This window comes from Agromyces zhanjiangensis, assembly GCF_040496055.1.
Taxonomy (GTDB): Bacteria; Actinomycetota; Actinomycetes; order Actinomycetales; family Microbacteriaceae; genus Agromyces; species Agromyces zhanjiangensis.
The window spans coordinates 139,229-156,223 of sequence record NZ_JBEPKB010000009.1 but is presented as its reverse complement, the minus strand read 5'-3'; the positions used below and the strand labels follow the sequence as shown (position 1 = coordinate 156,223).

Below are 16,995 nucleotides of genomic sequence, written 5' to 3'. Positions count from 1 at the left end.
GTACGGAGGGCCGGCGCAGGCGCGACGCGCATCGCGCTCATCGCGGCCGGTACTCGACCTCGGGGCGGCCCGGCGTGCCGTAGCGGTTCGCGCGCTCGACCGCGCCGGTGTCGGCGAGGTGCTCGAGGTAGCGGCGCGCGGTCACGCGCGAGAGTTCGAGCCGTGCGGCGAGCTCGGCCGCCGAGACGCCGGTGCCGGCCGGTGCCGCACGCACGGCCGCGCGGATCCGGTCCAGCGTCTCGCGGGTGAGGCCCTTCGGCAGGTCGGAACCAGACGAGACGCGCAGTGCCGCGAACGACGCGTCGACCTCCTGCTGGTCGGTGACGATCGCCGAACCGACTCGGGCCCGGTAGTCGCGGTAGGCGCCGAGCTTCTCGGCGAAGGCGGCGAACGCGAACGGCTTGATGAGGTACTGCACGATGCCGAGCGAGACCGCCGATCTGACGACGGCGGCCTCGCGCACCGCGGTCACCGCGATGACGTCGATCTCGATCCCGGCGGCGCGGAGGGCTCGGCAGAGCTCGATGCCGGTCGTGTCCGGCAGGTTCACGTCGAGCAGGATCAGGTCGATGCCGGAGATCGACCCGTCGGGACGACGGGCATCGCGGAGGAGTCGCAGCGCCTCCGCGCCGGTGCCGGCGATGCCGGCGACCTCGAAGCCCGCGACGCGGGTCGTGTAGGCGGCGTGCGCCTCGGCGGTGACCGGGTCGTCCTCGACGACGAGGACCCGGATCGGTGCGTCGGCCTCAGGCATCCGCGGCTCCCGGCGCTCCAGGCCCGGCGGCGTCGACGACGTCGCCAGGGAGCGGGAGGGTCACCTCGAACCGGGAGCCGTCGACGCGGATGCGCCCGCCGAGACGGTCGACGGACTGGCGCACGAGCGCGAGGCCGATGCCCTGTCCATGGCTTCCGCCGGCAGCGGCATCCGCCTTCCCCGTCACGCCGAAGTCGAACACGCGCGCACCGGTGGCGGGCCCAGCACCGCTGTCGGCGACCGCGATCACGAGCCGCCCCTCACCCGCCTCGATCGCGACGTCGACCTCGGGCGCGGCCGTCGTGCTCGCGGCGTCGAGCGCGTTGTCGATGAGGTTCCCGACGATCGTGATCGTCTCGCGCGGGTCGATCCCCGTCGCCGCGAGTCGCTCGGGGAGGTCGACCTCGAAGCGGATGCCGCGTTCGCCGGCCTGCGCCGCCTTGCCGAGCAGGAGCGCGAGCAGCACCGGCTCCTCGACCGCGGAGAGCAGGCGGTCCGCGAGCGCCTGGCTGAGCGCCAGTTCGTTCGACGCGAGCTCCACCGCGTCCTCCGGCCTGCCCAGTTCGATGAGCGCGATGATCGTGTGGAGCCGGTTCGCGAACTCGTGCGCCTGCGAGCGGAGCGCGTCGGACAGCGTGGTCATGGTCGCGAGCTCGCCCGTCAACTCCTGCAGCCGCGTGTGATCGCGCACGGTCGTCACCGTTCCGACGCGCCGCGCGTGCGGGTCGCCGGGGCGCGCGCGGGAGACGACCACGTCGCGATCGACGACCAGCACGTGCGTCGGCGTGATCACGATCTCGTCGACGACGGCGTCGGGCCGTGCCAGCACCTCCGCCACCGCGGGCGCGAGGCCGAGTCCGTCCAATGCGGCGGGCGCGGTCCCTCCGACGACTCCGCGGGGCAGCCGGAGCAGTTCCTGCGCGCGATCGTTCGCGAGCACGACGCGGTTGCGGTCGTCCTGCAGCACGAGACCCTCGCCGAGCGAGTGGAGCACGCCCTCGTAGTAGGCGAACATGCGGCTCATCTCCTCGGCGCCGCGACCCCAGGTGACGCGCCGCAGGTAGCGGCTGAGCAGCCACGCCCCGAGCGCGCCGAGCGCGATCATGAGCGCGGCGGCGAGGACCACGGTCGCGATCCGCGCGCCGAGCGCGACCTGCGTGTTCGACACCGTGATGCCTGCCGACACGAGCGCGACGACGTCGCCTGCCGCATCCTCGATCGGGACGACCGAGCGCACGGACGGCCCGAGCGTGCCCGTGTAGGTCTCGCTGAACGGCTCGCCGTCGAGCGCCCGGTCGATGCTGCCGAGGAACTCCTGCCCGATCTGCGCCGGATCGGGGTGCGTATAGCGCGTGCGGTCGGGCGCCATGATCGTGATGAAGTCGACCCCGGCCTCGCGCATGACGTCGAGCGCGTACGGCTGCAGCGCGGCCGTCGGATCGTCGGTGCGCACGGCGTCGACGACGAACGGGTCGTTCGCGATGGTCTGCGCGATCGCCATCGACTTCACCGCCGCGTCACGCTCGACGTCGGCGCGCGCGTCGGCCCAGACCAACGCGACCGCGATCACCGCGAGCGCGATGATCACCGCCAGCTGCAGGGCGAAGAGCTTCGCGGCGATGCTCCATCCGCGCACCCATCGCACCATGTCCACCTCGCAGGCGTCGTCGTCCGCTCTCACGATACGTCCGGTCGGCGTGAGTGCCGCCGGTGGTGGCGCGAACAGTATGAACACAAGCGGACGCCGCGCCATCCGCTCGAACATGCTGGCCATACATCCCGACTCGTCGCACCCGGCGACGACCGACCACGGAAGGCAGGGACGGCAATGGCGCTCCAGTCTCGCATCGACGGCACCAGGCCTCGGAAGCGGATCGACCCCTCGCACTACCTCTACATCGCGGTGATCGTCGCCGTGCTCGCCGGCATCGCCGTGGGCCTGGCCGCCCCCGCGTTCGCGGTCGGCCTGAAGCCCATCGGCGACGCGTTCGTGCTGCTCATCAAGATGATGATCGCCCCGATCATCTTCTGCACCATCGTCCTCGGCGTCGGATCGATCGCCAAGGCCGCGACGGTCGGCAAGGTGGGCGGGCTCGCACTGCTCTACTTCATCGTCATGTCGACGTTCGCCCTCGGCATCGGCCTCGTCGTCGGCAACCTCATCCACCCGGGCGAGGGCCTGAACATCGCCGGCGCATCATACGACGCCGGCACGACCGAGGCGAAGACCACGCAGGAGTTCATCCTCGGCATCATCCCGACCTCGCTGCTGTCCTCGCTCGTCGACGGCAACATCTTGCAGGTGCTGTTCGTGGCGCTGCTCGTCGGCTTCGCGCTGCAGAAGATGGGCAAGAAGGGCACGCCGATCCTCGGCGCGATCCGCCAGATCCAGGCGCTCGTGTTCCGCATCCTGGCGATGATCATGTGGGTCGCCCCGATCGGCGCGTTCGGCGCGATCGCCGCGGTCGTCGGCAACACCGGCGTCGCCGCGATCTTCGCGCTCGGCACCCTCATGGTGGCCTTCTACATCACGTGCGCGCTGTTCATCGTGGTCGTGCTCGGATCGCTGCTCTGGGCGGTGGCGCGCGTCAACATCTTCCGCATGATGAAGTACCTCGGCCGCGAGTACCTGCTCATCGTCTCGACGTCGTCGAGCGAGGTCGTGCTGCCCCGCCTCATCGCGAAGATGGAGCACGCGGGCGTCTCGAAGCCGGTCGCGGGCATCACGATCCCCACCGGCTACTCGTTCAACCTCGACGGCACCGCGATCTACCTGACGATGGCGTCGCTCTTCATCGCGAGCGCCATGGGCACGCCGCTCTCGATCGGCGAGCAGGTCGGGCTGCTGCTGTTCATGATGGTCGCGTCCAAGGGCGCCGCAGGCGTCACCGGTGCGGGCCTCGCGACGCTCGCCGGCGGCCTGCAGGCGCACCGACCCGACCTCGTCGACGGCGTGGGCGTCATCGTCGGCATCGACCGGTTCATGTCGGAGGCCCGCGCGCTGACGAACTTCACCGGCAACGCCGTCGCCACGCTCCTCGTCGGCACCTGGACCAGGGAGCTCGATCGCGAACAGCTGGCCGGGGTGCTCTCGGGCGAGCGGCCCTTCGACGAGGCCACCATGAGCGTCGACGACCACCTCTCGCCCGACGAGCGGGCCGAGGTCGACCGCGAGCAGCGCCCGTCGACCGAGGCGATCGCCGCGATCGTGGGCGAGATCGAGGCCGACAAGGCCGGGGCGCGCCGGTGATGCCGGTCGGCCCGGAGGGATCGGGCGTCGTCGAGGCGGGTCGCACCGCGTCGGCGGCGCCCGTCGCCGTTCGCGCGCCCGTCGATCCGTCGGTCGCGCGCTCATGGCTGCTCGTGCCGGGATCGGCCGACGGCCTCGGACGCCGCATCGCGGCATCCGCAGCCGACGCCGTCGTGGTCGACCTGGAGGACGGCGTCGCCGCGCCCGACAAGCCGGCGGCTCGCGACGCGCTCGCCGAGGCGGTCGGTTCCGGGCTGCGGCCGTGGGTGCGCATCGCCGACGTCGCCAGCGACCACTGGGGCGCGGATGTCGCGCTGCTGCGCGACTGCGGCCCGGTCGCGGGCGTCGTGCTCGCGAAGGTCGAGTCGGACCGCGACGTGCGGACCGCTGAGGACGCCCTGGGTGGCATGCTGCCGATCGTCGCCCTCGTCGAGAGCGCGAGGGGGATCGAGGCGGCCCTCGAGATCGCCGAAGCACCGGGCGTCACCCGGCTCGCGTTCGGCAGCGGCGACTTCCGCCGCGACACGGGCGCGGCCGACGACCCGCTCGCGCTGTTGTTCGCCCGCTCGCGGCTCGTCAGCGCGAGCCGCGCGGCGGGCCTCCCCGGGCCCGTCGACGGCCCGACGGTCCCGCGCGATCCGGCGACCCTCGCTGAAGCGTCGCGGCACGCGGCATCCGTCGGCATGACCGGCCGGCTGTGCCTCCGCGAGGAGCAGGTCGCCGCCGTGAACGGGGCGCTCAGCCCCTCGACGGCCGAGCTCGCGTGGGCCCTCGAGGTGCTCGAGACCCTCGAGCGCCACGGCATCCGCGACGGCAGCGACCTGCCGCGCATCGCCCGCGCGGAGGCGCTGCTCGGTGCGGCCGAGGTCTTCGGCCTCGACGCGCGGGCCGGGGGTCGGCACCGGTCGGACTACGCCTGAGCGCTCGGGCGCGTCAATCCCCTTCACCGGTCGCGGTATCCGGCCGAGACTTGGCGCGTGGTGACGGCACTCTGGTTCGGGCTCGTGGCGTCGAGTGCGCTCGTGATCGGCGCGGTCGTCGGTGCGCGGGTCCGCCTGCCGAAGCGCGTACTCGCGATCCTGCTGTCGTTCGCCGCCGGCGCACTCATCACCGCACTCGCGTTCGAGCTCTTCGAGGACGCGTACGAGCGCGGCGGGATCGTCCGGGCGGCGCTCGGCCTCCTGGTCGGCGCGATCGTCTTCGCAGTCCTGAGCGCGCTGCTCGACCGCTGGGCGCAGCCGGGGCGGCAGGCGCGACCCGCGGCAGAGGTCGAGGGCAGCGTGAAGCTCGACACGGATGCCGCGGCATCCGATCGACCGCCCTCCGCGGCGACCACCCGCGGGGCCGCGGGCCTCGCGCTGCTCGCGGCCGTGACCCTCGACGGCGTGCCCGAGAACCTCGCGCTCGGCGTCTCCCTCGGGGAGGCCGGGACCGGCGGGTTCGCGCTCCTGGCCGCGATCTTCGTCTCGAACCTGCCCGAATCGCTCGTGGGCGCGTCGTCGATGCGCAGCCAGGGGCGCTCGACCCGGAGCATCGTGCTCCTGTGGAGCGCGTGCGCCGCGCTGCTCGTCCTCGCCGTCGTGGTCGGGGCAGGACCGCTCGCGAACTCCGACCCCGAGACGATCTCCTTGCCGCTCGCGTTCGCCGCGGGTGCGGTGATCGCCTCGCTCGCCGACACCCTCATGCCCGAGGCGTACGAGCACGGCGGCCCGGCGGTGGCGCTCAGCACGGCGGCAGGGTTCGTGCTCTCGTTCGTGCTGTCGCTCGCGTGAGGCGACGGGGCCTCTGACTCGGTGCGGAAGGAGGGACTTGAACCCTCACGCCCGAAGGCACAGGAACCTAAATCCTGCGTGTCTGCCGATTTCACCACTCCCGCGAGTGCCCGTCCAGTCTAGGCGGCGCCGAGGCGCCGACCCGGTCCGAGGCGCCGGGGGCGGGCGACATCCGACCCTTGTCGTCATCGGCTCGCTCGGCCAGACTGCCGCCCATGGGGGCAACGGATGACACGACCGCGCGCCGCGACGTCATGGTGATCTTCGGCATCACCGGCGACCTCGCACGCGTGAAGACCTTCCACTCGCTGTACCGACTCGAGGGGCGTGGACTGCTCGACTGCCCGATCGTCGGCGTCGCGTTCGAGGACTGGACGAAGGACCAGCTCGCGCAGCGCGCCCGCGAGAGCATCTCCGCGCAGGAGGGCGACGTCGACGAGGCCGTCTTCGCACGCCTGATGGACCGCATGTCGTACGCGCACGGCGACTTCGGGAAGTCCGAGACGTACGAGGGCGTGAAGGACGCGATGGGTGGGGCGGACCATCCGCTCTTCTACCTCGAGGTGCCGCCGAACCTGTTCGCGACCGTCGTGAAGGGCGTCGCGGGCGCGGGGCTCGCGACGAACGCGCGGTTCGTGATCGAGAAGCCGTTCGGGCACGACCTCGCCTCGGCGAAGGCACTCGCCGCCGAGCTGCATTCGGTCGTCGACGAATCGCAGCTGCTGCGGGTCGACCACTACCTCGGCAAGGTCGGGCTCGAGGAGATCCCGTTTCTGCGCTTCGCGAACACGCTGCTCGCGCCGGTCTGGAACCACGACCACATCGACCACGTGGAGATCTCGATGACCGAGGCGTTCGGCGTCGACGATCGGGGGCACTTCTACGACCCGGTCGGCGCGCTCCGCGACGTCGTGGTGAACCACCTGATGCAGGTCGTCGTCGCGGTGGCGATGGAGGCGCCGGAACCCGGCGACCGGTCGTCGATCGGACGGCGGCGGACCGAGCTGCTGCGCCAGATCGTGCCGGCCGATCCCGCCAGGTACGTGCGCGGGCAGTACCGGGGCTACCGCGACGTCGACGGCGTGGCGGCCGACTCGACGACCGAGACGTTCGCCGCGCTCGAGCTGCGGATCGAGAATCCGCGGTGGGCGGGCGTGCCGTTCTTCATCCGCACGGGGAAGAAGCTCCGGGCGACCGAGACGGAGGTGCGCGTCGTCTTCCGCGAGGCGCCGTCGCTCGGGTTCGGCCTGCGCGCCGAGGTCCCGCCGACGAACGAGCTGGTCGTGCGGCTCGGTCCGACCTTCGGCGTCCGCCTCGCGCTCGCGGCGCAGCGCGTGGATGCCGCGACGCCCGAGCTGGCGGAACTCGACGTCGGCTTCGCTGCGACGCCGGGCGAGGCCCCGACGCCGTACGAGGTGCTGTTCGAAGCGGCCCTCGCCGGCGGCGGGATGCGGTTCGCCAGCCAGGACACGATCGACGCCGAGTGGGCGGTCATCCAGCCCCTGCTCGACGCGCCGCCCGAGGTGCATCCGTACGAGCCGGGCACGTGGGGGCCGGCCGCCGCCGACGCGCTGGTCGAGGGCCGGGGCGGATGGCCCGAGCCCTGGCTCGACGCGTGACGCCCGTCGGTCGCCGACCTCGGCGCGCCGCAGACCTCAGCCTGCGGACCCGTCGCCGGCGAGCCGCTGGACCAGCTGGGCCTTGCGCCGGATCGCCTGCTCGTCGGTCGGCAGGTCCCAGATCGTGACCTGATCGTCGGGCCCGACCGTCTCGATGCCCGTCGAGGTCACGATCTCGATCTCGTCATGCTCGACGCCGAACAGGTCGGTGCCGGTTCGCGCGCCCCAGCGCACGATGGTCCCGATCGACTGGCCATCGGGCCTGGCGAGGACGTGGCCGACGTGCTGGGGCCCGAGGCTCCTGGCCGACAGCCGGCGGAGGGGTCGCGGTTCGCCGCCCGTCGGGTTCGGCCAGCACACCTTGCACGAACGCACGCCCGACAGGTCGCCGGCGACCCGCCGCGTGATGAGGGCCGGCAGCGGGATCCGGTAGGCCGGGTTCGATGCGAGGCGCCGTCGGTGCGGCTCGGTCCACTTGGAGGGACGGTCCAGGTGCGATTCGATCGAGGCGCACTCGAGGCGGTGCAGCATCTGCTCGCTCGAGGAGCCGCCCCTCGTCACGGCGAACTCGGCGCCCGAGGCGAAGCCGCGCCGGAGCTCCGCGACCTCCTCGGCGACGATGCGTGCGACGAGTTCGTCGATGGCGTCGCTCCGGAACCCGGTGTCGTCGCCGGTGGGCGCGGCGTCGACGTCGGGGGTGCGTGCAGGTTCGGGTCCGGTCATTCGCGTCTCGCTCCGTTCTCGTCGCCCCCCGCGACCGTGTCTCCTGGCCGAATGTAGTCAGGCACGGTACTCGGGCGCACCCCGACGCGCGGGCGTGTCGGGGCGGTGGCACCCGAACGCGGGGGTTCTGCGCGCGAGATGATGCGGCGTCGGCCCGGTGCCGCCAGGCACGTGGCGTCCGGACGGCGCCGGGCCGCGTCATCCGCCCGCACTGCGCCGGGAGTGCGGTTGACTGGGGTCATGGCGCATCGGCAGCGTGGACGACGGGCGGGCTCGACGTGAGCGGCGGCGCGGGCCGCGGGTTCGGTTCCCCCAGGCTCATCCCGGGCGACGGTGAGCCGACGCGGCAGCCGTCCCTCGCCGCGATCATCGGCGTCGCGCTCGCCGTGTTCGCGTTCCTCCTGCCCTCATGGTGGGCGCTGCCCGTGGCGGCCATCGCGATCGTGCTCGGCGTGGTGGGTCGCCGTCAGTTCCGCGCCGATCCGATCACCGGGCCCGGGTGGCTGTCGCTCACGGCGATCATCCTCGGCGCGTTCGTGCTCCTCGGCCAGATCGCGATCCTGGTCACCGCGCTGGTCTCGACCCCGGCCTGAGTGGGCTCAACCCCGTACGGGGGACAGTCCGGCCCCCACCCCCGTCGATAGGGTGGCGGGACACGACCAGCGACGACGACGCGGACCCGGAGAGGAGGCCTCCGTGGCCCAGCTCGGCTCGATCCTCGTGATCTCCGACGACGCCGGCGCGATCGCCGACCTGAGCGGCATCCTCGAGGAGGACCGCTACACGGTGGTCACGGCCGAGGGCGACCTGGCGCACGCGCACGCCGCCCTCGCGCACGGCCCCGACCTCATCGTGCTCGACGCCGGACTGCAGCACGCCGACCCGTTCGCGCTCGCCGCCGAACTGCACCGGGCCGACGAGACCCACGACCTGCCGGTCATCTTCATGGCCGCCGACGCCGACGTCGAGACGCGCGTGCGAGGGCTCGAGGCCGGCGACGACCTGATCGGCATCCCCTTCGACGCCCGCGAGGTGCTCGCCCGCATCGAGCGCCAGGTCACGGTGTCGAAGGTGCGGATGGCGCTGCGCGAGTCCGAGGCGAAGTTCCGCTCCGTCATGGAGTCGGCGATCGACGCGATCATCTCGGCCGACGCCGAGGGCATCATCCGGAGCTGGAACAGCGCGGCCACCGCTCTGTTCGGCCACTCCGAGGCCGAGGCGATCGGGCAGCGGCTCGAGCTCGTGATCCCCGAACGGTTCCGCGAACTGCACCGCACCGGGATCCACCGCGTCACCAGCGGGGGCGAGACGCACGTCATCGGCTCGACCGTCGAGCTCGCCGCCATCCGCCGTGACGGCTCGGAGTTCCCGATCGAGCTGTCGCTCGCGACGTGGTTCCTCGACGAGGACCGCTACTACACGGGGATCATCCGCGACATCAGCGAGCGCAAGCAGGCGGAGCAGAAGTTCCGCTCGGTCACCGAGTCGGCGATCGACGCGATCATCTCCGCCGACCACACGGGCAAGATCATGTCCTGGAACTCGGCGGCCACGCGGATCCTCGGCTACACCGAGGAGGAGGCGGTCGGGCAGCAGCTCGAGCTGGTCATCCCGCCCGAGTTCCACGAACTGCACCGCACCGGCATCAAGCGCTACACCGAGACCGGCGAGGCGCACGTGATCGGCACCACGGTCGAGCTCTCCGCGATCACGAAGGCGGGCGAGCAGATCCCCATCGAGCTCTCGCTGTCGACGTGGACCGTGCACGAGGACCGCTACTACACGGGCATCATCCGCGACATCGGCGAGCGCAAGGCGGCGGAGGAGGCGCTGCGGCAGAGCGAGCAGCAGCTGCGCGAACGCACCGAGGAGCTGCGCGGCAAGAACTCGGTGCTCGAGCAGACGCTCGCCCAGATCGGCCAGATGCAGGACCAGCTGATCCTGCAGGAGAAGATGGCCTCGCTCGGCAAGCTCAGCGCCGGCATGGCGCACGAGCTGAACAACCCGGCGTCCGCCGCCCAGCGGGGCGCATCGCAGGCGATGGCCGTGTTCGCCAAGCTGCAGGAGGCGCAGCTCCAGCTCGGGCGACTCGGGCTGTACGGGTCGAAGATGGAGCAGCTCCGGGAGCTGGACCGGATGGCGGTCGAGCGCGCCGACCAGCCGATCGAGCTCGGCGCGCTCGAACGCAGCGATCGTGAGGCTGACGTCGAGGACTGGTTCGAGGAGCACGACGTCGACGACGGAGGCGAGCTCGCCCCGGCCGTGGTCAGCCTCGGACTGTCGGTCGACGACCTCGACGACCTCGCTGCGACCTTCGCCGACGACGAGGCGCCGGTCGTCGTCGAGTGGCTCGGCCTGAAGTTCCTCATCTACACGCTGCTCTCGGAGGTCGCGGTTGGCACGACCCGCATCGTCGACCTCGTGAAGGCGTTGAAGACCTACACGTACATGGACCAGACCCCGGTCCAGGATGTCGACGTGCGTCGCGGCCTCGACAACACGCTGATCATCCTGCACAACAAGCTCAAGGGCGGCGTGAGCGTGGTGCGGGAGTACGACGCCGACCTGCCGACCATCCAGGCCTTCGCGAGCGAGCTGAACCAGGTGTGGACGAACCTCATCGACAACGCGATCGACGCGATGGGCGGTCGTGGCACGCTCACTGTCCGCGCCCGGCGCGACGGCGACGTCGTCGAGGTGGAGATCGAGGACGACGGCCCCGGCATCCCGCCGGAGAACATGGTCGTGCTGTTCGACCCCTTCTTCACGACCAAGCCCGTCGGCGAGGGGACGGGGCTCGGCCTGCCGATCTCGCGGAACATCGTGGTGAAGAAGCACCACGGCGACATGACGGTCGAGTCGGCGCCGGGGCGCACGTGCTTCACGGTGCGACTGCCGATCGATTCGACACCGGGCGGTCCCGCGCCCGGCGACGACGGGGAGGGCTGACCCGTGGCCAAGCCGGTGATCATGACGGTCGACGACGAGCCGCAGGTGCTCAACGCGATCGCGCGCGACCTGCAGGCGCGCTACCGGGCCGACTACCGGGTCGTGAAGGCGGCGTCGGGCCAGGAGGGCCTCGACGCGGTCGCCGAGTACCTCAAGCGCGGCACGCCCGTGGCGCTGTTCATCGTCGACCAGCGGATGCCCGGCATGACGGGCACCGAGTTCCTCGAGCAGGCGCTGAAGCTCGTGCCCGACGCGAAACGCGTGCTGCTCACGGCCTACGCCGACACGAGCGCGGCGATCACCTCGATCAACGCGCTCGACCTCGACTACTACCTGCTGAAGCCGTGGGATCCGCCCGAGGAACGGCTCTACCCGGTGATCGACGACCTGCTCGACGACTGGCGAGCGTCGTCGCCGCCCGTGTACGAGGGCATCCGCGTGGCGGGCGCGCTGTGGTCGCCGACGACGCACGCCGTGAAGGACTTCCTCGCGCGAAGCCAGATCCCGTACCAGTGGCTCGACATCGAGAAGAACGAGGGCGCGCGCGAACTCGTCGAGGCCGCCACGAACGGCACGACCCGGAAGCTCCCGGTCGTCTTCCTGCCCGACGGCACGACGCTGTTCGGTCCCGACCTGCACGAGCTCGCCGAGCGCATCGGCCTGCGCGCGCCCGCGCAGCAGCCGTTCTACGACCTCGTCGTCGTCGGCGCCGGGCCGGCCGGCCTCGCGGCCGCCGTCTACGGCGCGTCCGAGGGGTTGCGCACCGCGGTCGTCGAACGCGAGGTGCCCGGCGGCCAGGCGGGCACGAGCTCGCGCATCGAGAACTACCTCGGCTTCCCGAACGGCATCAGCGGAGCCGACCTCGCGCGGCGCGCCGTGACCCAGGCGAAGCGACTCGGCGCCGAGATCCTGAGCCCCCAGTCAGTCACGGGCATCCGACTCGAGGACTCCTACAAGATCGTCACCCTCGACGACGGCAGCGAGCTGCGCTGCCACGCGCTCGTGCTCGCGACCGGGGTGTCGGCGCGCACGCTCGACGTGCCCGGCGAGGAGCGGCTGCTCGGGGCATCCGTCTACTACGGCGCCGCCGCGTCGGAGGCGGTGGCGTACAGCGGATGCCGCGTGGCGGTCGTCGGCGGCGCGAACTCGGCCGGGCAGGGCGCGATGTTCCTGTCACGGTACGCGGCCGAGGTCACGATCCTGGTGCGCGGCGACGGCCTGGAGTCGTCGATGTCGCGCTACCTCATCGACCAGATCGCGGCGACGCCGAACATCACGGTGCGCCCGCACTCGCGCGTCGTCGCGCTGACCGGCGAGGACCGCCTCGAGGCGGTCACGGTCAGCGACATGGCGACCGGCGGCGAGGAGGAACTGCCGGCCGACGCGATGTTCGTCTTCATCGGCGCGGTGCCCGGCACGAACGTCGTCCACGACCTCGTCGAGCTCGACGACCACGGCTTCGTGCTGACCGGCCAGGACCTCGTGCGCGACGGCCGCCGCCCCCGCGGGTGGACGCCGCAGCGCGACCCGTTCCTCCAGGAGGCGAGCGTGCCCGGCATCTTCGCCGCGGGCGACGTGCGGCATGACGTGATGCGCCGCGTCGCCTCGGCGGTCGGGCAGGGGTCGGTGGCCGTGAGCCTCGTGCACAAGTACCTCGAGACGGTCTGAGGCGCCGCCGCGCCGGGTCGCGCCGCCGCGGCGTCGTGGCCGCGGCTCGGTTCGCAGGATGGCGCGGCGAACGCGTCTCCGACGGCGGTCATCACACGGCCCATCCTGCGAACTCCGCCACGAGGCCGGCCACGACGCGATGATGGACGCATGGCGACCGACCCGGTGGCGGAGGCGGCCGACGCGCTTTACGCGCTCGTGCCCGAGGAGTTCACCGCGGCGCGCAACGAACGCGCCGCGGACGTGCGCGCCGCGGGCGACGCGGCACTCGCCAGAGGGATCGGCGCCCTGCGCCGGCCGTCGCCGTCGGCGTGGGTCGTGAACCGCCTGGCCCGCGACGAGCCCGACCGCGTGGGCGACCTGGTCGGACTCGGCGGCGAGCTCGCCGACGCGCAGGCCGCCGGGGACGGGCGGGCGCTCGGCGCCCTGGTGGCGGAGCGACGCGAGCTCATCGCCGATCTGGTGCGCCTCGCCACTGCGGCGGCGGATGCCGCCGGCCGCGCACCCAGCCGCGCCGTGCTCGATGAGGTCGAGCAGACGCTCGTCGCGGCGAGCGTGTCGGAGGAGGCGGGCGCCGCCGTCGCGAGCGGCCGGCTCGTCCGTGCGCTCCGGGCCGTCGGCGTCGAGGTCGACCTCGCGGGCGCGGTCGGCGGGGGCGAGCCCGGCCCGCCCCGCCGGCTCGGGAAGCGCCCGGCCTCGCGGGCCGATGGGCGTGCGATGGGGCGAACGGATGCCGCCTCCCGCGGCACGCCGCGGACCGATGACGTCGACCCGGCTGCCGAGGCCGCTCGGCGCGAACGCGAACGTCGCGTCGAGGCACTACGCCGGGCACGCGAGAGCGCGGACGACGACGAGCACGCGCTCGCCGAGGCATCCGCTCGCCTTGAGGCCGCTGTGCGCCGGCTCGACGACCTGAAGACCGAGCGCGACGAACTCGAGCGGAGGCTCTCCGAGGTGCGCGACGAGCTCCGCCCGGCCGAGCGCGAGGTGCGCCTCGCGACCCGCGCACGGGAGGCGGCGTCCGCCGAGGCCGCGCGGTCGGCGCGCGCCCGTGACGAGGCGGAAGCCGAGCTCGAGGGCGGCGACCGCTGAGCCGATCCGAGGCGCGGCGCGCCGCGCAGGGGAGTACCGTGAGCCACGTTCCCCCTGACCCGGGGACGGGAGCGGGCCATGCCTGAGCGGAACTGGGAATGCCGGATCGGCATCCACAAGTGGGTGCTGCAGCACGAACCCGAGACCGGCGACCGCTACTACGAGTGCGCCCGCTGTGGGAAGGTCCGTTCGCCAGACGGGTACATCCCGCCGACGTTCGACGGCTGATCACGCGACCGTCATTCGACCGTGCGGATGACTGGCCGGGTGACATGCTCCGCTGGCCCGCGGACTGGGGGCCGCCGCGCGAATTCGGACCGGCTAGCCTCAGGATGCCGCGGGCCGTGGCCGGATGCCGTAGGAGGCACCATGCGATCCCACCTGCCCGCCACCCGAACGACGACCGCCCACGGTCGCCCCGAGGCCCGATCCGGTGACTCACCCGGTCGTCCGCTCACGCCACCGCGACACCGACGAAGGATGGCGGCCGCGGTCGCGGCGGTCGCGCTCGTCGTGTTCGGCGGCATGATCGGCTCCACGCCCGCATCGGCGGCTCCGGGATCCTCGAAGCCGACCGTGGAGTTCGCGGAGCCGGTCGTCGCGACCGGATCCGCCACCGTCGGCTACACGATCAACCGCGCACCGAAGTCGATCGTGTCGATGTCGTGCGCACTCACCGCGCCCGACGGCTCGATCGGCCCGGTGGGCTGCGGGTCGCAGGTCGGCGCCACGGCGAAGTCGACGGACTACCAGGCGACGCTCGTCGACCTCGGTCGGGGGGAGTGGGCGTTCTCCGTCGAGCTCCGGCTCAGCGACCGGGGTTCGGCCTCCGGCTCAGTGGTGATCGTCCTCGTCAACGAACCGCCGGTCGCGATCGGCGAGGAGTACGCGACCGACGAGGATGCCGCGCTGACCGTCGCCCCGCCGGGCGTGCTCGCCAACGACGCCGACGCCGACGGCGACGTCCTGACCGCGGCGCTCGTCGTCGCGCCGACGCACGGCACGCTCGCACTGAACGCGGACGGCTCGTTCCAATACCTCCCGGATGAGAACTTCTCGGGCGTTGATTCCTTCGGCTACCTCGTCGACGACGCGAACGGGGCGCTCACGCCCGCGACCGCCACGATCTCGGTCTCCTCGGTGAACGACGCCCCCGAGCCGACCCTCGACGAGTACTCTGTCGACGAGGACGCGCCCCTCGTGGTCGCCGAGCCCGGGTTCCTCGGCAACGACGTCGACGTCGACGGCGATGCGCTTTCGGCGACCGACGTGGAGAGCACCGCAACCGGCAAACCGGGGGACGAGGTGCTCGCGTTCACCGCCGGCGGTGGACTGACCTACACGCCGCCCCAGGACTTCAACGGCACGCGGACGCTGCCCTACGTGGTCTCGGACGGCGCCGCCGACGCGAAGGGGTCGATCGTGATCACGGTCGTGCCGGTCAACGACGCCCCGGTCGCTGGTGACGATGCGGTCCAGGCGGTCGCCGGCGACCCGGTCGTCATCCCGGTCGCCGACCTGCTGGCGAACGACTCGGACGTCGACAGTGCCGATCTCGCCATCACCGCGGTGTCCGACGCGAAGTACGGCAGCGCCGTGTTGAACGGCGACGCGATCGAGTTCACGCCGGACGAGGACGCGGAATCCGCCGGGTTCCTCTACACGCTCTCCGACGGCGCGCTCACCGCCGTGGGGCAGGTGACGATCACGTTCACACCTCCGCCGCCCACGGTCGAGGAGGCCTGCACAGAGGCCGGAGGAGCGTACCTCGTGACGTTCACCTCGCTCGGCTGCCGGTGGACCGGGTACTCCGGCAATGAGTTCACCCTGAGGTCGGCGCTCGCGCCGGCATGCCCGGCCGAGACGGCGGTCTGGGACGTCGTGACGATCCCGAACCCCTTCAAGGGCACCGACGAGCTCCACGTCACGGTCCTCTGCGCCCGCCCGGCGACGGTCGCCATGGGCGTCGTGTGCGACGGACTGGCCGGCGTCGCGTTCGCGTTCAGCGCCAGCGAGGCCACGTGCGGTGACTTCTCCTCGGAGCCGTCGCCGACCGTGAAGTCCCGCCTCGACGAACACTGCGTCGCCCTCGGCGGCGTCTCGGAGGTGGTCGACCTGCCGAACGGCCCCTTGGCTCCGCCCTTCCCGGGGCCGTACCGGTACGTGTGCTCGCCGGCGACCTGAGTCGCGGATGCCGCGGCGCCCGTTGCCGCTGAGGCGGTGAGCGGGCGCCGCGAGTGTCGGTGTGGATAACCGAGCGGGCGATCCGGCCGGCTTCTCCATGATGGGAGCCATGTCCGACCCCGTGCGCACCATCGCCGAGCGCGTGCGCGGTCGGGTGCTCCGCGAGGGCGTGGCATCCATCACCGGCTACGGGCCGCTGCGGCCGTTCTTCGATGACCCGACCGTGGAGGAGATCTGGATCAACTCGCCGACCCGCGTGTTCGTGGCGGCTGACGGGCGACCGCGACGAATCGGGCGGTCCGCTCCGCGCCACGCTCTCACGTCGACGGGCTGGCGGTGCTGATCAGGTCGGCTCCGCCTTGTCGAGGGCCTCGGAGATCCCCGGCGACATGTCACCGTGGTGATGGATGACCTTCCACCCGTCGCCCTCGCGATAGTAGATGTTGGTGACGCGGGAGTTCACGAGGAGCTGCGTGCCACCGACACCGAATGCGGCGTGTTCGACGCCCACTTCGTATGCCGTGTCCCCGCGAACACGGAAGAGTTGATCCGCGATCTCCACGTGACCGCCTGTGCTCGACCGGGCCACGCGCTCGAACGACCCTCTGATCTGGTCCCAGCCCACCTGACGATCGCCGATCGGGTGCATCGTCGTCGCCTCGGGGCTGTGCACCCAGATCTCGGTCAACGAACCGGCGTCCCCGGACAGCATGCGATTCAATGCCGCGTAGAACGCCTTCGAGGCGGCTCGCACATCGTCTTCGGCGGTCATTTCCCTGCTCCCATTCGCATGCGTCTCGAACTCTGAGATGACGACGGCCCCGCCGAGGCTGATTCACGACACGAGATCCATCGCGCCCCCTCTGGCGACGTCCCAGGCGTCGGTCGTCGATCACGCGTCACGCGCAGGGTATACCCGGCGCGGCGGCGACGCGACGGGCGAAGATCCCGTTCCCGTCGCCCGATCCGCCTGTGTGGATAACT

Annotated in this window: 15 protein-coding genes and 1 tRNA gene; 11 read left to right on the top strand and 5 right to left on the bottom strand. The window is 72.0% G+C overall.

What is annotated here, in order from left to right; translation table 11 throughout:
* Positions 1-37: 37 nt before the first annotated feature.
* Together ABME02_RS15920 and ABME02_RS15915 are read right to left on the bottom strand one after the other, a co-directional pair.
* Positions 38-754: a response regulator gene (locus ABME02_RS15920; protein WP_353816313.1), complete on the bottom strand. Its 717-nt coding sequence runs from the start codon at positions 752-754 to the stop codon at positions 38-40.
* Positions 747-2,435, bottom strand: coding sequence for an ATP-binding protein (locus tag ABME02_RS15915; protein WP_353816312.1), 1,689 nt, complete (start codon positions 2,433-2,435; stop codon positions 747-749). Before ABME02_RS15915 ends, ABME02_RS15920 begins: the two co-directional genes overlap by 8 nt.
* 147 nt (positions 2,436-2,582) lie before the next feature.
* Between ABME02_RS15915 and ABME02_RS15910 the strand changes: the two genes are divergently transcribed.
* From ABME02_RS15910 to ABME02_RS15900, 3 genes are read left to right on the top strand one after another with little or no spacing between them, the layout of a single operon-like run.
* Positions 2,583-4,004: a cation:dicarboxylate symporter family transporter gene (locus tag ABME02_RS15910; RefSeq protein ID WP_353816311.1), complete on the top strand. Its 1,422-nt coding sequence runs from the start codon at positions 2,583-2,585 to the stop codon at positions 4,002-4,004.
* Entirely contained in the window at positions 4,004-4,924 is a 921-nt protein-coding gene (locus ABME02_RS15905; RefSeq protein WP_353816310.1) for an HpcH/HpaI aldolase/citrate lyase family protein, read from the top strand. The genes ABME02_RS15910 and ABME02_RS15905 overlap by 1 nt, the downstream gene beginning before the upstream one ends.
* A 57-nt stretch (positions 4,925-4,981) precedes the next feature.
* Positions 4,982-5,776 carry a ZIP family metal transporter gene (locus tag ABME02_RS15900; RefSeq protein WP_353816309.1) on the top strand — a complete coding sequence of 265 codons (795 nt, stop codon included), beginning with the start codon at positions 4,982-4,984 and terminating at the stop codon, positions 5,774-5,776.
* A gap of 22 nt (positions 5,777-5,798) precedes the next feature.
* On the opposite strand, the gene ABME02_RS15895 is transcribed toward ABME02_RS15900, so the two are convergent.
* Positions 5,799-5,880 (bottom strand) — tRNA-Leu (locus ABME02_RS15895).
* A gap of 111 nt (positions 5,881-5,991) precedes the next feature.
* Here ABME02_RS15895 and zwf point away from each other — a divergent pair.
* Positions 5,992-7,395 (top strand): glucose-6-phosphate dehydrogenase, encoded by a 1,404-nt coding sequence (gene zwf / locus ABME02_RS15890; protein WP_353816308.1) that lies wholly within the window; start codon positions 5,992-5,994, stop codon positions 7,393-7,395.
* Positions 7,396-7,431: 36 nt separating this feature from the next.
* Here the strand turns inward: zwf and ABME02_RS15885 are convergent, their stop codons facing one another.
* Positions 7,432-8,118 carry a hypothetical protein gene (locus ABME02_RS15885; RefSeq protein ID WP_353816307.1) on the bottom strand — a complete coding sequence of 229 codons (687 nt, stop codon included), beginning with the start codon at positions 8,116-8,118 and terminating at the stop codon, positions 7,432-7,434.
* Between the two features lie 278 nt (positions 8,119-8,396).
* On the opposite strand from ABME02_RS15885, the gene ABME02_RS15880 reads away from it, so the two are divergent.
* The 7 genes from ABME02_RS15880 (at position 8,397) to ABME02_RS15850 (ending at position 16,354) form a co-directional block, all read left to right on the top strand.
* Complete coding sequence (locus tag ABME02_RS15880) at positions 8,397-8,711, top strand: hypothetical protein (RefSeq protein WP_353816305.1); 315 nt, start codon at positions 8,397-8,399, stop codon at positions 8,709-8,711.
* 103 nt (positions 8,712-8,814) lie between these two features.
* The gene (locus ABME02_RS15875) at positions 8,815-11,067 is read left to right on the top strand and encodes a PAS domain S-box protein (RefSeq protein WP_353816304.1); all 2,253 of its coding nucleotides are present in this window, start codon (positions 8,815-8,817) and stop codon (positions 11,065-11,067) included.
* 3 nt (positions 11,068-11,070) lie between these two features.
* The gene (locus ABME02_RS15870) at positions 11,071-12,735 is read left to right on the top strand and encodes an FAD-dependent oxidoreductase (protein ID WP_353816303.1); all 1,665 of its coding nucleotides are present in this window, start codon (positions 11,071-11,073) and stop codon (positions 12,733-12,735) included.
* Between the two features lie 150 nt (positions 12,736-12,885).
* Positions 12,886-13,827 (top strand): hypothetical protein, encoded by a 942-nt coding sequence (locus tag ABME02_RS15865; RefSeq protein WP_353816302.1) that lies wholly within the window; start codon positions 12,886-12,888, stop codon positions 13,825-13,827.
* A 78-nt stretch (positions 13,828-13,905) separates the two neighbouring features.
* Entirely contained in the window at positions 13,906-14,055 is a 150-nt protein-coding gene (locus ABME02_RS15860) for a hypothetical protein (RefSeq protein WP_353816301.1), read from the top strand.
* Positions 14,056-14,307: 252 nt separating this feature from the next.
* Entirely contained in the window at positions 14,308-16,011 is a 1,704-nt protein-coding gene (locus ABME02_RS15855) for a cadherin-like domain-containing protein (protein ID WP_353816300.1), read from the top strand.
* Between the two features lie 109 nt (positions 16,012-16,120).
* The gene (locus ABME02_RS15850) at positions 16,121-16,354 is read left to right on the top strand and encodes a hypothetical protein (RefSeq protein WP_353816345.1); all 234 of its coding nucleotides are present in this window, start codon (positions 16,121-16,123) and stop codon (positions 16,352-16,354) included.
* On the opposite strand, the gene ABME02_RS15845 is transcribed toward ABME02_RS15850, so the two are convergent.
* Entirely contained in the window at positions 16,355-16,783 is a 429-nt protein-coding gene (locus ABME02_RS15845; RefSeq protein WP_353816299.1) for a YybH family protein, read from the bottom strand.
* Between the last annotated feature and the right edge of the window lie 212 nt (positions 16,784-16,995).

Coding starts and splice junctions, on each gene's coding strand:
- ABME02_RS15920 (WP_353816313.1), bottom strand. CDS start 754: ATGCCTGAGGCCGACGCACCGATCCGGGTCCTCGTCGTCGAGGACGAC.
- ABME02_RS15910 (WP_353816311.1), top strand. CDS start 2,583: ATGGCGCTCCAGTCTCGCATCGACGGCACCAGGCCTCGGAAGCGGATC.
- zwf (WP_353816308.1), top strand. CDS start 5,992: ATGGGGGCAACGGATGACACGACCGCGCGCCGCGACGTCATGGTGATC.
- ABME02_RS15860 (WP_353816301.1), top strand. CDS start 13,906: ATGCCTGAGCGGAACTGGGAATGCCGGATCGGCATCCACAAGTGGGTG.
- ABME02_RS15850 (WP_353816345.1), top strand. CDS start 16,121: ATGTCCGACCCCGTGCGCACCATCGCCGAGCGCGTGCGCGGTCGGGTG.
- ABME02_RS15885 (WP_353816307.1), bottom strand. CDS start 8,118: ATGACCGGACCCGAACCTGCACGCACCCCCGACGTCGACGCCGCGCCC.
- ABME02_RS15855 (WP_353816300.1), top strand. CDS start 14,308: ATGGCGGCCGCGGTCGCGGCGGTCGCGCTCGTCGTGTTCGGCGGCATG.
- ABME02_RS15905 (WP_353816310.1), top strand. CDS start 4,004: ATGCCGGTCGGCCCGGAGGGATCGGGCGTCGTCGAGGCGGGTCGCACC.
- ABME02_RS15845 (WP_353816299.1), bottom strand. CDS start 16,783: ATGACCGCCGAAGACGATGTGCGAGCCGCCTCGAAGGCGTTCTACGCG.
- ABME02_RS15865 (WP_353816302.1), top strand. CDS start 12,886: ATGGCGACCGACCCGGTGGCGGAGGCGGCCGACGCGCTTTACGCGCTC.